The organism is Pollutimonas bauzanensis (genome assembly GCF_040393045.1).
GTDB lineage: Bacteria > Pseudomonadota > Gammaproteobacteria > Burkholderiales > Burkholderiaceae_B > Pollutimonas > Pollutimonas bauzanensis_A.
In genome coordinates, this window is the sequence record NZ_JBEBUX010000048.1 from 1 (window position 1) to 12544 (window position 12544).

Annotated in this window: 15 protein-coding genes; 7 read left to right on the forward strand and 8 right to left on the reverse strand. The window is 56.7% G+C overall.

Translation table 11 applies throughout. The features are described from left to right. Positions 1-93: 93 nt before the first annotated feature. The 5 genes from ABWO67_RS09505 to ABWO67_RS09525 are packed head-to-tail and all read left to right on the forward strand — an operon-like array spanning position 94 to position 5002. A complete protein-coding gene (locus ABWO67_RS09505; protein ID WP_353150865.1) occupies positions 94-1077 on the forward strand; it encodes a Bug family tripartite tricarboxylate transporter substrate binding protein in 984 nt (327 codons plus the stop codon). Beyond that, entirely contained in the window at positions 1074-2324 is a 1251-nt protein-coding gene (locus ABWO67_RS09510; RefSeq protein WP_353150867.1) for a CaiB/BaiF CoA transferase family protein, read from the forward strand. Before ABWO67_RS09505 ends, ABWO67_RS09510 begins: the two co-directional genes overlap by 4 nt. An 11-nt stretch (positions 2325-2335) precedes the next feature. Further along, positions 2336-3316: an NADPH:quinone oxidoreductase family protein gene (locus ABWO67_RS09515; RefSeq protein WP_353150870.1), complete on the forward strand. Its 981-nt coding sequence runs from the start codon at positions 2336-2338 to the stop codon at positions 3314-3316. Between the two features lie 20 nt (positions 3317-3336). After that, a complete protein-coding gene (locus tag ABWO67_RS09520; RefSeq protein WP_353150872.1) occupies positions 3337-4134 on the forward strand; it encodes an enoyl-CoA hydratase-related protein in 798 nt (265 codons plus the stop codon). Positions 4135-4138: 4 nt separating this feature from the next. Then, positions 4139-5002 (forward strand): MaoC/PaaZ C-terminal domain-containing protein, encoded by an 864-nt coding sequence (locus ABWO67_RS09525; RefSeq protein WP_353150875.1) that lies wholly within the window; start codon positions 4139-4141, stop codon positions 5000-5002. 5 nt (positions 5003-5007) lie between these two features. On the opposite strand, the gene ABWO67_RS09530 is transcribed toward ABWO67_RS09525, so the two are convergent. From ABWO67_RS09530 to ABWO67_RS09555, 6 genes are all read right to left on the reverse strand, one after another. After that, complete coding sequence (locus tag ABWO67_RS09530; RefSeq protein WP_353150878.1) at positions 5008-6213, reverse strand: molybdopterin molybdotransferase MoeA; 1206 nt, start codon at positions 6211-6213, stop codon at positions 5008-5010. A 61-nt stretch (positions 6214-6274) separates the two neighbouring features. Then, entirely contained in the window at positions 6275-6799 is a 525-nt protein-coding gene (moaB, locus tag ABWO67_RS09535) for a molybdenum cofactor biosynthesis protein B (protein ID WP_353150881.1), read from the reverse strand. Positions 6800-6808: 9 nt separating this feature from the next. Continuing rightward, a complete protein-coding gene (locus ABWO67_RS09540; RefSeq protein WP_353150884.1) occupies positions 6809-7276 on the reverse strand; it encodes a molybdenum cofactor biosynthesis protein MoaE in 468 nt (155 codons plus the stop codon). A gap of 3 nt (positions 7277-7279) precedes the next feature. Next, positions 7280-7531: a MoaD/ThiS family protein gene (locus ABWO67_RS09545; protein WP_353150887.1), complete on the reverse strand. Its 252-nt coding sequence runs from the start codon at positions 7529-7531 to the stop codon at positions 7280-7282. Next, positions 7512-8009 carry a cyclic pyranopterin monophosphate synthase MoaC gene (moaC, locus tag ABWO67_RS09550; protein ID WP_353150889.1) on the reverse strand — a complete coding sequence of 166 codons (498 nt, stop codon included), beginning with the start codon at positions 8007-8009 and terminating at the stop codon, positions 7512-7514. The genes ABWO67_RS09545 and moaC overlap by 20 nt, the downstream gene beginning before the upstream one ends. A 60-nt stretch (positions 8010-8069) precedes the next feature. Then, positions 8070-8465 carry a hypothetical protein gene (locus tag ABWO67_RS09555; protein ID WP_353150892.1) on the reverse strand — a complete coding sequence of 132 codons (396 nt, stop codon included), beginning with the start codon at positions 8463-8465 and terminating at the stop codon, positions 8070-8072. 245 nt (positions 8466-8710) lie between these two features. Here ABWO67_RS09555 and ABWO67_RS09560 point away from each other — a divergent pair, with 245 nt between their 5' ends. Together ABWO67_RS09560 and ABWO67_RS09565 are read left to right on the forward strand one after the other, a co-directional pair. Further along, the gene (locus ABWO67_RS09560; protein ID WP_353150895.1) at positions 8711-9217 is read left to right on the forward strand and encodes a peroxiredoxin; all 507 of its coding nucleotides are present in this window, start codon (positions 8711-8713) and stop codon (positions 9215-9217) included. Between the two features lie 26 nt (positions 9218-9243). Then, complete coding sequence (locus tag ABWO67_RS09565; protein ID WP_353150897.1) at positions 9244-10557, forward strand: MFS transporter; 1314 nt, start codon at positions 9244-9246, stop codon at positions 10555-10557. Positions 10558-10586: 29 nt separating this feature from the next. Here ABWO67_RS09565 and ABWO67_RS09570 read toward each other — a convergent pair whose 3' ends face one another. Both ABWO67_RS09570 and bioB read right to left on the reverse strand, forming a co-directional pair. Beyond that, complete coding sequence (locus ABWO67_RS09570; RefSeq protein ID WP_353150900.1) at positions 10587-11435, reverse strand: DMT family transporter; 849 nt, start codon at positions 11433-11435, stop codon at positions 10587-10589. Beyond that, complete coding sequence (bioB, locus tag ABWO67_RS09575; protein WP_502929992.1) at positions 11423-12430, reverse strand: biotin synthase BioB; 1008 nt, start codon at positions 12428-12430, stop codon at positions 11423-11425. Before bioB ends, ABWO67_RS09570 begins: the two co-directional genes overlap by 13 nt. Positions 12431-12544: the final 114 nt, after the last annotated feature.

Sequence of the window (12544 nt, forward strand, 5' to 3'; positions counted from 1 at the left end):
GATCATGGGCAAGGCAATCAAGGATGCGAACCTGCCCCGAGTGAACTGAACAATAAGAACCCTTTCCACTTTCCATCTTGCAGAGGAGACACCGTGCAACACTATTTACTTAACGCCAGTTTCAAATTTGGCGCCGCCCTTGTTATTGCTATAGGGGGCAGCGTTTCGAGCGCCCAGGCAACGTCGACGACGAATTATCCCAACCGTCCCATCACCATGACCGTGGGCTACAGCGCGGGCGGCGGCAGCGATGTCGCAACCCGGTTGCTCGCCAGAATCATGGAAAAGGACCTTGGCCAATCCATCGTGATTGTGAACAAGCCCGGCGCGCAGGCGACGATCAATGCGGGATACGTGGCCAAAGGTCCCGCTGACGGCTATACCGTGGGCTCGATCACCATGGCGCCTATCGTTGTGGTGCCGCATATGACGCCTGTTTCCTATACCACTGACGACTTTAAGTTTATTGGCGGATTTGGGCGCTTCTCCTACGCGATCGCCGTGCAAGCGAATTCTCCCTACAAAACGGTGGAAGACCTTGTGGCGGAGGCCAAGAAGAAGCCGGTGTTTTTTAGCGCGGCGGGTTCTCCAAACAACATCGGCATGTTTGAGCTGGGCAAGAAAAGCGGCGGACAGTTCGAGCAAGTGTTGTACAAGTCTGGCTCGGAAGCTGTGCTGGCGCTGGCATCCGGAAATGTCCAGGCGACCGTCCAGCCGCCGGGCGACTTGCTGCCGCAAATGGCCTCGGGCAAGATCCGTATCCTTGCTTCCATCAGCGCCGACCGCATTTCATCCTGGCCTGATGTGCCTACCGTACGAGAGCAAGGATACGATGTCGCTATCGAATCATGGATGGGTATAGCGGTGCCCGCTGGCACGCCGGAACCCATCGCTAGAAGGCTGGAGGCCTCCCTGCTGACGGCGATGCAGGATCCAGAGATGATCGAAGGTCTGAAGCAGTTCAATCTTGATCCGATTCCCAAGGGTAGCGATGACTACACCAAATTGATTAAAGAGCAATATGAAATCATTGGCCGCTCCATTAAGGAAAATGGTCTTGCGGGAGACAAAAAGTGAGCAGGCCGGGTCCTCTTGCGGGAATTAAAGTGCTTGACCTGAGCCGTGTGCTCGCCGGTCCGTACGTGACGCAGACATTGGCTGATTTCGGTGCGGACATTATTAAGGTAGAGCGGCCGGTCGAGGGCGATGAAGCCCGGCTCCACGGCACCAAACCGGCTTTGCCGGAGGGTTGCAATGGTGTCGACTCTTCTGGCTTCTCGGCAGTCAATCGGGGCAAACGCTCCTTGGCGCTTGATTTTTCCAAGCCCGAAGGGCAGGCTATTATTCGCGAACTGGTGCGCCATTGCGACGTACTGGTCGAGAACTTCAAGGCGGGTTCCCTCAAGAAGTACCAGCTCGACTACGAGAGCCTCTCGAAGGTCAATCCGGATCTTATCTATTGCTCCATCACCGGCTTTGGGCAGACCGGTCCTTATCGCGATCTGCCGGGCTACGACCTGGTCTTCCAGGCAATGAGCGGGGTGATGGCTGGAACTGGAGGGGTCGAGGGGCTTCCCGGGGGCGGTCCGCAGCGCGTCGGGCATCCGATTTCGGATGTAACGGCGGGGCTGTATGCCATTGTTGGCATCACGACGGCACTGATAGACAGGCTCAAGGGCAATGTGAAAGGGCAGCACATCGATGTCGCCCTGATGGACTGCCAGGTTGCCGCCATGACGATAGTCCCGGCAAGCTATCTTGCCAGCGGCCATGTGGCCAAGCCCAGCGGTGCAGTCTCGGCGTTGAGTTGCCCTTATCAGCCCTTCGCATGCCAGGACGGCTCGTTGGTCGTGGCGGTGAACAACAATGCGCAATTCTTCAATCTGTGTCGAGCCCTGGATCTCGGGGCGCTGACAGCAGATCCGCGGTTTCGCGACAACCATGAGCGGGTCGCCCACCGGGACGTGCTGATTCCGCTGTTCGAAGAAAAGTTCGCCGGGCTCAGCCTCAACCAGTGCCTCGCCTTATTGCGCGACGCTGGCGTGCCGTGCGGACCCATCAACAACATGGCTGATGTGTTCGCAGACGAGCAGGTAGCTTCCCGGGGGCTTGAGGCGCGGGTGGTGCATCCGCAGAAGGGCTGGACGCCGATAGTTGCCAACCCGTTGAAGTTTTCGGAATCTATCGTATCTTATTCGCTCGGCCCGCCAACCATAGGCGAGCATACCGAGGAAATCTTGACCACCTATTTGGGTGCGTCGCAAGAAGCACTGACACAATGGGAAGCAGCCGGCATCATCGGCGGCACGCCTACCGCAACCTAAAGGATATAGTGGTGAAAGCTTTACTTTGCAAGCAATTCGGCGGGCCAGAGAGCCTGCAACTGGAAGAGATCGCGCCGCTCGTGCCCAAGGCTGGGCAGATCGTTGTGGCGGTGAAGGCCGCAGGGGTCAACTTTCCCGACACGCTCATCATTCAAGGAAAGTACCAGATCAAACCGGAACTGCCTTTTAGTCCAGGATCTGAAGTGGCAGGGGTGGTCGCGCGCGTTGGGCCGGGCGTAACCGAATTCAGCGTGGGCGACAGGGTGGTCGTGCCTATCGGCTACGGTGGCTTTGCCGAGGAAGCCATTGCAGACGTCGAGCGTACCTTGCCTATGCCTGAGGGCATGGGGTTTGACGAGGCGTCCGCTTTCCTGTTGACCTACGGCACGTCGTATCACGCGCTCAAAGACAGGGCGCAGCTTGCGGCGGGCGAAACGGTGTTGATCCTTGGCGCCGCCGGCGGTGTCGGCCTGGCTGCGATTCAACTGGCGAAAGCCATGGGGGCGATCGTTTTCGCGGCGGCATCCACGGAAGAAAAGCGGCAGCTTTGCCTGGACGAAGGCGCTGATCATGTGCTGGATTACACCAGGGACGATTTTCGCGATCAGATTAAGGCGTTGACCGAAGGCCGCGGCGTGGATGTGGTCTATGACCCAGTGGGCGCAGAAACTTCTGAAATTGCGTTGAGGAGCATGGCATGGAACGGCCGCTTTTTGGTCGTGGGGTTTGCCGCAGGTGATATTCCCCGTATTCCGCTCAACCTGCCCTTGCTCAAGGGCTGCGCGATTGTAGGCGTGTTCTGGGGGGCGTTCTGCCGCAAGGAACCCGTTCGCAACGCCGAGAACATGAAGGCGCTTTTCGCACTCTATGAGAAGGGCGCTATCCGGCCCATTATTTGTGCTGCCTATCCGCTGAACCGAGCGGCCGAGGCTCTGGAGTTTGTCGCTGCGCGAGGCGCCCTTGGCAAAGTCGTTATTACCATCGATAACTAAGTACGTTGGAAACTGAATCCATGGATATGCTAGAAGAAGTATCGACGGGACCTGTACTTGTGCGATGGGCGGGGTCGGGAATCGTCGTCGTATCGTTGAATCGGCCGGAAGCAAGAAACGCCGTCAACGCGGAGATCACTGAAGCTCTGGCCCGGGTTGTCGATCAGACCGAGCGTGACACTGCCGTGGCAGTCGTCATACTAGCCAGTACAGATGCCCGGGTGTTCTGCGCCGGAGCGGACCTCAAGGAGGTCGCCGCTGGTCGGCGGTCTTCCTTGCGAACAGAGGCGGGGGGCTTTGCTGGCCTGGTATTCGCATCAAAGAGCAAACCGTGGATCGCGGCTGTTGAAGGGTACGCCGTCGCCGGTGGATTTGAATTGGTTTTGGCATGTGACTTGGTGGTGGCCAGTGAAACAGCCCGCTTTGGGTTGCCCGAGGTCAAGCGCGGCATTATTGCGGGAGCAGGCGGCCTGTATCGCTTGCCGCGGGTTCTGCCGCGCCATATTGCGAACGAACTCATTGCTACGGGCGATAGTATTGACGCGCATCGGGGCTATGCATTGGGATTGGTAAACAGGCTGGCGCCGGCAGGTGACAGCTATCAGGCGTCTCTGACGCTCGCCCAGCAGATTGCCGGGAATGCTCCTGTCGCGGTCCGCGAAAGCTTGCAGATTGCCCGGCGTGCTTACGATGCCGACGAGGCTGAACTCAGAAGCATGTCGGTGGAGGGCTTGGCAGTTGTCGAGAATACCCACGATTACTACGAGGGCGCCCGCGCCTTTATCGAAAAGCGCGATCCCGTTTGGCAAGGAGAATAAGGCTGTGACGCTCGACTATGAAGCCCTGATGGGACGGAAATTCAAGGATATTCGACACACCTATGATGCCCGGGACTGCATGCTGTATGCGCTTGGCCTGGGCATAGGCAGCGATCCGGCCGAGATGGGCCATTTGGACTACGTTTACGAAAAGCGCCTAAAGGTTATGCCGACGATCGCAACGACGCTGGCCAACCCCGGGTTCTGGCAACGTGAGCCCGACTCGAGCGTCACCTGGGAATCGGTTGTTCACGGCGAGCAGTATCTGAAGATCCATCGGCCACTGCAGGAGTCGGCCGTCGTTATCGGTCGTACGCGTATCGAGGCAATCTATGACAAGGGCAGGGAGTCCGGCGCTTTCATGTTTACCGTGCGCGACTTGATCGACGCACAAACAGACGAGTTGCTGTGTGAGATTCGTTCGCTTGCGATCTGCAGGGCGGATGGCGGCTTTGGCGGCGAACGACCTCCGCCGTCCAGCTTGCCCCCCTTGCCCGCGCGCGATCCCGACATGCGTATCCGAGCGCGGACGGCACCTTGCTTGGCTATGTTGTACAGGTTAAACGGAGACTTCAATCCGCTGCATGTTGAACCCGAGGTGGCCCAGGCTGCGGGCTATGACAGGCCCATACTCCATGGATTGAGTACATACGGTATTGCCGCATATCAGCTGATCCGGAGGCTGGCCGACAACGATCCTGCGCGCCTGAAGCGCTTCGATGCGCGCTTTTCGGCCGTCGTATACCCCGGAGACGAACTCGAGATTCTTGCGTGGCAGGAGCCAGGCGCGGTTCGTTTTCGTTGCGATGTTCCGGCCCGCGGAAGCACGGTGCTTGATCGCGGCATTGCTGAGTTTGCTCTTGCCTGATCAGCCTAGCTCAACCAATGCAACAGATCATAATAAGGCACCACATCCCCATCCTGAACCATCGTATCAGCCGGAATTCGCGCAAAGCCGCCTGCCCATGGCAAAGAACTGATAATCCCCGAACCTTGCAGGGGATAAGGACTTAACCCTCCTAAGCCCTGGGCGTTGAATTCTGCCTGAACCCGCAAGAACTCCTCGCGCTTGTCATTGAACGTTTTTTTCGTCGCCAGCTTGCCATATTGCAACGCTGGCAACACTTGCGCGCGTCCCTGCATATTTCGGATCAAAGGCGATACCAGGACCGCAAACACAGCAAACGCCGACACCGGATTTCCCGGCAAGCAAACAATAGGCTTATCTTGCACATGTGCCAACGCGACAGGCTTGCCAGGTTTCATGCGCACACGCCACAAATCCATCGTACCGCCCAGCGCCTCTATGGTCGGCTTCACCAGGTCCTTCTCGCCTACTGAAACCCCGCCCACCGTCAACACCAAGTCGCAGTCGGCGAGCAGTGTTGCAAATGCCGCTTGCAACGACTCATGCGTATCCATGGCGTGCAGAACATGCACTGCCTCGGCCCCCATGTTTTCGACCATGCCGGCCAACATGGGCCCGTTGGAATTGTAAATTTGCTCGGTAGTGCGCGGCTGCCCCGGCAGAATCAGTTCGTCGCCCGTGGTCAGGATGCCGACCTTCAAACGGGAGTACACCGTCACTTCCGCATAACCCTGGGACGCCAGCAGCGCGATTTCCGCAGCGCGTATCAACGTGCCCTTAGGCAGGAACTGGTCTCCTGTGCGAACGTCTTCGCCCTGATAGCGTACATGTGCGCCTTTGATGGGCGCAACCTTGATTTCAAATTCGTTGTCGGTTTCAACGCCGTCTTCTTGCATGACGACCGTGTCGGCGCCTTGTGGTATGACGCTGCCCGTGAACAAGCGGATTGCATTGCCAGGTTGCAGCGCCTCGGGTCGTTCGCCTGCAAAGCAACGCTGTTGAATGGGAAAGCGCTTGCCGGGCGCATAGTCGGCATAGCGGATCGCATAGCCATCCATCGCGCTATTGTCGGCGGGAGGCAAGTCTAGCGTGGCAAACAAGGTTTGCGCCAGAACGCGGCCCCGGGCCTGGCGTAGTGGGCAGCTTTCGCTGATGCTTGGGGGCTTGCCGGCGGCAGCAAGACGAGACTGGGCGACATCGAAATCAAGCATGGTGAAACCACAAAAAATAGAAAGGTCAAAAGGAAAGCCAGCTAAACGCTGGCAGCGTTAACTATGTGTCGGCGCGATAGTGAGTGCCGAAGTTGCATGGCCTGTGGGTGCTGTCGAGTTGTTCTTTGATAATGCCATCCCAGGCGGTCCTGCAGGCATTGGTCGAGCCGGGCATGCAAAAGACCAGGGTATCGTTGGCCGAACCGGCAAAAGCGTCGGACTGCAGGCTCGATGTGCCGATTTCCAGATAAGAAAGATGGCGGAATAATTCGCCAAAGCCGGTGATGTTCTGGTCCAGCAGCGGGGTAATCGCCGCAGCAGTGGATTTTTGATGGGTAAAGCCCGTGCCGCCGTTGGTCAGAATGATCTGAATCGTATCGTCGGCAATCCAATCGCTGATGATTTTGCGTATTTGGTATAGATCGCCCGAACTGATGGCGCGCTTTTCGCATCGGTGTCCGGCTGCCATGACACTTTCAACCAGATAGTCGCCCGATGTGTCGTTCGAGGCATTACGCGAGTCGGAAATAGTCAGTACGGCGCAGTTCAATGAAATGGAAGGTTTGCTGCTATCGGCTTTGCTCATTCGTTTCCCTCAGGCCTGGGCGGGAGTGTCCCATTGTTCGGTTTTTTGGTTGTCGGCTTCGCGTTGTTGAACCCAAAACTGCTCGCCGTTGGCCAGCGTTTCGCGTTTCCAGAACGGCGCTCGGGTTTTTAGGGCGTCGATAAGGAATTCGCAAGCAGCGAAAGCATCGCCGCGATGCGCGCTGGCAGTGGCAACAAAAACAATTTGTTCTTTCAGCTGCAATTCGCCTACGCGGTGAACGACCAGGCAATCCAGAATGTCCCAGCGTGATTGCGCGGTGGCGCAAAGGGCCTCGATTTCTCGTTCACACATGCCCGGATAGTGTTCCAGGAATAAGGACCGAGTGGCCGCAGTTTCGGCGTAATCGCGAACGTAACCGGTGAAGGTAACGATGGCTCCGGCTTTCCCTTCGGTATTTGCGCGCAAGCGCTCCATTAAGGCTGCAACGTCAAAGTCAGCCTCTTGTACGATGACCATGACCTATCCTCCGGTAACAGGCTCGAATACGGCGACCTCGTCGCCCGGCTTGATCAGGCTGTCGTGCCCGACGTGGTATTGGTTGACGGCAAGTTTCAGCCTTTTTATAGGCGACAGTTGCGGGTAACGCAACTCCAGTTGCGCAAGCCAGTCGGCGCCGGTCAGCGCCTGGGGCAGCGGCCACTGTTCTTCACGTGTTTTGGTCAACTCTGCCACGTGTGCAAAATACAGAACGTTAATCATTGCGCCACTCACCGCTTTTACCTCCTGACTTGTAACGCAGCTGGATATGTTCCAGCACAATGCCTTTATCGGCTGCCTTGCACATGTCGTAAATGGTCAATGCCGCAATGCTGCATGCTGTCATGGCTTCCATCTCGACGCCGGTTTTGTAATCGGTGCGGCAGGTAGACCTGACCGTAATGCTATGGTCAGCATCGTCTGGGAAGAATTCGATGCCAACAAAGCTTAGCGGCAGGCTGTGGCACAAGGGAATAAGTTCGGCGCAACGCTTGGCTGCCAGCACGCCGGCAACGCGGGCGGTGTTAAGCACTTCGCCCTTGGCGTTTTCCTGGGCTGACAGCAGCTTGTAGGCGACAGCGCTCATGCGTACGCGGCCTTCGGCAATTGCTGTACGCTGGGTATTTGCTTTATCGCCGACATCCACCATGCGGATCTGGCCCGATTCGTCGAGGTGGCTGAGAACGGCTTGGCCAGTAGAAGTATTGCTCATTGCGGTATATGAAAAAGGCTTAATGACAGCCCTATGATATACGCAATTCCACTAGCATGATCAGGTGTGGCTCAGCGCTTTTTCCACGTCCTGGTACAGAATGCTTTTGTCGCGATGAAAGCCGTTCATCAGGGTCTGGAGTTTGGCGGTGTCTTTTACTGGCCTGGCTGTAACCAGTTTCTTGCCTTCCAGCATGCCAAGCTCGAACAGGGCGTCAAATTGGCTTAGGGCTATGCCATGTTCCGCGGCATAGCGTACCAGGTTGTTTCTGGCCGTTATGCGGTGCTTCTTTCGATCTTCTTCTGTGGCGCCTGCGGCATCGGCTGCACCGTTGGTGGCGCCGGACATCAGCACCCATTGATCCAGTGAAATTTCTTCTTCAAGACTGGAAGCGGCATAGGCGCTGCCCAACAATGACATAGCGAGGATGGCGGCGGATAGTTTGGGTAGTATCAAAGTAAACTCCCTGTTTTTATATAGCGATGCAAATTAGTCTTTATTGCTCCAGGTTTTCTTATGGTGCAAGGATGCCACATATTCTGCGGGTTAATCGTTACGAAATGGTTAATAAGCCGGATTGTTTTGTCATTTGCATATGACGCAGCGCCATAATTGAAACGTGGTCAGCGTATGATGGCGGTTACTGATGGCGTCTTTCAGGCGCCGTTCCCCTTTATCAGCACTATCAACGGAGAACGCTTATGTCTATTCAAGTCGGTGATCGCGTGCCAGACGGCACCCTGGGCGAATTTATTGAAACAGCAACTGAAACCTGCGCGATAGGCCCCAATAATTTCCAAGTGGCCGATCTGACCAAAGGAAAAACCATTGCCGTGTTTGCTGTGCCTGGCGCGTTTACGCCCACATGCTCTGCCAAGCATCTGCCCGGCTATGTCGAACTGAACGAGCAGCTAAAAGCCAAGGGCGTCGACGAAATTTGGTGCGTGGCGGTAAATGACCCCTTCGTCATGGGTGCTTGGGGACGTGACCAAGGCGTAAATGGACGAGTGCGTATGCTGGCTGATGGCAGCGGCACCTGGACACGCCAGTTGGGTCTGGAACTAGACTTGACGGCAAAAGGACTGGGCGTGCGTTCACAACGCTATTCCGCATTGATCGTAGACGGTGTCGTCAAGCAATTGAATGTGGAGCAAGGCGGGCAATTTGAAATCAGTGATGCCCAGACGCTTTTGGGTCAGCTAGGGTAGTTTCAGGGTCGGAGCCCCGTACATAAATGCTAAAGATGGTCGCTGGTTTTTTTTCGCTTTATCTGGCGACATTGTTGCTATTGATTGGATCGGGGCTGTTCAATACCTATCTGGGCTTGCGGCTGACGGCGGTTTCAGTATCGGAAGTCTGGATCGGCGCTTTGATTGCCGTGTATTACCTGGGGCTGGTGTTTGGGGCGCGCATAGGCCACAAAGTCATAATCAGTGTGGGCCATATACGCGCCTATTCAGCCACCGCCGCCATCGTGACCGTTACGGTCCTGGCCCTGGCCCTGGTGGACAACCTTTGGGTATGGCTGGGCTTTCGCTTCATTGCGGGCGTTGCCATGGTGACGCAGTTCATGGTGCTGGAAAGCTGGCTGAATGAGCAAACCGAAAATCACCAGCGCGGCCGAGTCTTTGCTTTCTATATGGTTTGTTCCAGCCTGGGAACTGTACTGGGCCAATTGGCGCTAACCCTGTTTCCCAGGCTTAATTACGAGCCGCTTATTTTTGTGGCGATCTGTTCTGCGCTATGCCTTGTGCCGGTCGCCTTGACGCGCCGTTCACATCCGGCTTTGCAGGTCCCTGCTCCCATCCAGATTAAATACTATATGTCGCGGGTGCCGTTGTCCCTGACGGTGCTGTTTGTGGCGGGGACGATAATCGGCGCTTTCTATGGCCTGGCCCCGGTCTATGCGGCCAAGCAGGGCTTGTCCAGTAATCAGGTGGCCATATTCCTGGCGGCTGCGGTCGCTTCCGGGTTGCTATTTCAATGGCCGGTAGGCTGGTTGGCCGACCGCATAGACCGCGTGGGAATGATACGCTTGAACGCGCTTCTCCTGTCGCTAGTGTCTATTCCGCTTTGGGGTTGGTGGACCTTCCCCTATTGGGCGCTTTTACTGTTTTCCTGTGCCTTTGGCATTTTGCAGTTTACGCTCTACCCCTTGGGTGCGGCGTTTGCAAATGACAACGTTGATCCAGAGCGGCGGGTTGGCCTAAGCGCCATTTTGTACATGGTGTATGGCCTGGGCGCCTGTGCGGGGCCTTTGATTGCCGGCCTCTTGATGCGCGAACTGAACCCCAGTGTCTATTTCGTTTTCGTGTCGGCTTGTGCGCTCATCCTGGTCGTCTTTGTGCGTCCGCAACGTGTTACCGGTGCCAACTTAAGCGAAGATGCGCCCACGCATTTTGTGCCTATGTCCGATAGCTTGCAAAGTTCGAACGTAGTCGCGGTGCTTGATCCCCGGGTCGATATCGAAAGTGATGTATCGCATGACCCGGTGCCGGAAGAAGAGCTCGAGCCACCGGTACAGCCCGCGTCGGCCCCGGCGCCATAAGCTGGCGAGCCGGGGTGGGGGGGGGGGGCTTATTTTGGAATCAGGACAACGATAGCGGTGATAGCCAGGGCGATCCCCAAGGCGTTCACCCATGACAGCTTTTCTTTGAAGAATCCTGCGCCGACAAGGGTGCCCAAGGAAATCACGCCTATGTTCATGGCTGAGAAAACCAGGGTTGGGTTTTGTGGAAATACCTGATGGGCGCGGATATAAAAATAGATGTTTCCGAAATTCAGCAAACCCAGTACGGCGCCCGCGACCACGTTGCGACGCGTCCATACGCTGCGCTTTGCCAGCAAATACAAGAAGATCAGCACACCCGCCAAAGCAAAGGCAACAAACAGGCTGCTTGAGAACGCGGCGCCGCTTTTGGCAAGCTGCTTGAACAAGATGTCGATGGTGCCGTAACCCAGCCATACCAGCAGAAGCAACGCTGCTCCCCGGCGCGCATCGCCCGTTGAGTCTGGCTGGCGCTTTCTAGCCAAAAGACACGCCAGCGCCACCAGGGCCAGGGCTATGCCTGCTGCTTTGCTGGCTGAAAGGGCTTCGCCAAATAGGACGAAGGCGGCGATCAAGGGGATAAATAGCGAAAGCCGCTGAGCTGCATCGCTGAGTACGATGCCGGCGTGACGTACGGCGCCCGCCATAGCCAGAAAGATGCTTGGCAGCAGTACGCCCAACGCGATCAGCACCCACCACGGGGTGGTCGGGCTAAGCAGTGCTGCGGGCTGTGGACGCAAAATGAGCAGGCAAAGGCTGGCCGCGACGACGTAGTTCACGGCAATGGCTTGTTCTATCTGTATATTTTGTCGACGTGCTATTTTCAACAGTACCGATACAGCTACGCTGCAGGCCACACTAATAATCAAGGTGTACATGGGAAGCCCTGTCCTGCCGGGGTAAGGCCGAGCCGCTCGAATAGCGCTTCGTCCGCGAGTAACTGAGGATTGCCTGTGGTAAGTAGCTTATCGCCGTAGAAGATAGAGTTTGCACCCGCCATGAAGCAAAGCGCTTGTAAGGCATCGTCCATGGCTTCGCGGCCCGCTGATAAGCGAACGACAGCCTTGGGCATAGTAATGCGCGCTATGGCGACAGTGCGCACGAACTCGAAAGGATCCACAGGCGGTGTGTCGCTAAGCGGCGTGCCTGCGACCTTGACCAGGTTATTGATTGGTACCGATTCGGGGTAGGGGGTGAGGTTGGCCAGTTGGGAAATCAGGCCGGCGCGCTCCCGGCGCGATTCGCCTAACCCGATGATGCCGCCGCAACAGACATTGATCCCTGCCGAACGTACCTGTTCCAGTGTGTCCAGACGGTCTTGATACGTGCGGGTGGAAATAATGCTGCCATAGAATTCCGGCGAGGTATCGAGATTATGGTTGTAGTAGTCTAGGCCGGCATCGCGCAAATGCTGGGCTTGGCCTTGCTTGAGCATACCCAGCGTGACACAGGTTTCAAGCCCCATGGCTTTGACCGCCGTAACCATCTCGATCACGGAATCCAGTTGGCGGGCGGTAGGGGAACGCCATGCCGCGCCCATGCAGAAGCGTTGGGCGCCGGCTGCCTTTGCCTGTTCAGCGGCGTCAATGACGGCATCCAGCGGCATCAGTGCGTCTTGCTCCAAACCCGTGTCGTAACGTGCTGACTGTGGGCAGTAGGAACAGTCTTCAGGACAGCCGCCAGTCTTGATGGACAGCAGGCTGGACAGCTGCACCGCGTTAGGTTGATGGTGCTTGCGATGCTCGATCTGCGCCCGAAATACCAGGTCTAGAAAGGGGAGCTCGTAAAGATCCACGATTTGTTGTACGGTCCAGCCAGGAGCGGCGTCCGTTGCCGAGGGTAGGGGGCTCAGGGTTGTCTGTGTCACGATCATGCTCGATTAAAGGGTGCCTCACCATTGGGCTGGGCTATGGTAGGGCTTCAGGCAAGCTGGCAGCAAGGTGTTCGTTAGGGTTGTAATGGCCGATAAAGAGTGTAGTTATCGCTA

Coding starts and splice junctions, on each gene's coding strand:
- ABWO67_RS09570 (WP_353150900.1), bottom strand. CDS start 11,435: ATGTACACCTTGATTATTAGTGTGGCCTGCAGCGTAGCTGTATCGGTA.
- moaC (WP_353150889.1), bottom strand. CDS start 8,009: ATGAGCAATACTTCTACTGGCCAAGCCGTTCTCAGCCACCTCGACGAA.
- moaB (WP_353150881.1), bottom strand. CDS start 6,799: ATGAGCAAAGCCGATAGCAGCAAACCTTCCATTTCATTGAACTGCGCC.
- ABWO67_RS09530 (WP_353150878.1), bottom strand. CDS start 6,213: ATGCTTGATTTCGATGTCGCCCAGTCTCGTCTTGCTGCCGCCGGCAAG.
- ABWO67_RS09520 (WP_353150872.1), top strand. CDS start 3,337: ATGGATATGCTAGAAGAAGTATCGACGGGACCTGTACTTGTGCGATGG.
- ABWO67_RS09540 (WP_353150884.1), bottom strand. CDS start 7,276: ATGGTCATCGTACAAGAGGCTGACTTTGACGTTGCAGCCTTAATGGAG.
- bioB (WP_502929992.1), bottom strand. CDS start 12,430: ATGATCGTGACACAGACAACCCTGAGCCCCCTACCCTCGGCAACGGAC.
- ABWO67_RS09565 (WP_353150897.1), top strand. CDS start 9,244: ATGCTAAAGATGGTCGCTGGTTTTTTTTCGCTTTATCTGGCGACATTG.
- ABWO67_RS09560 (WP_353150895.1), top strand. CDS start 8,711: ATGTCTATTCAAGTCGGTGATCGCGTGCCAGACGGCACCCTGGGCGAA.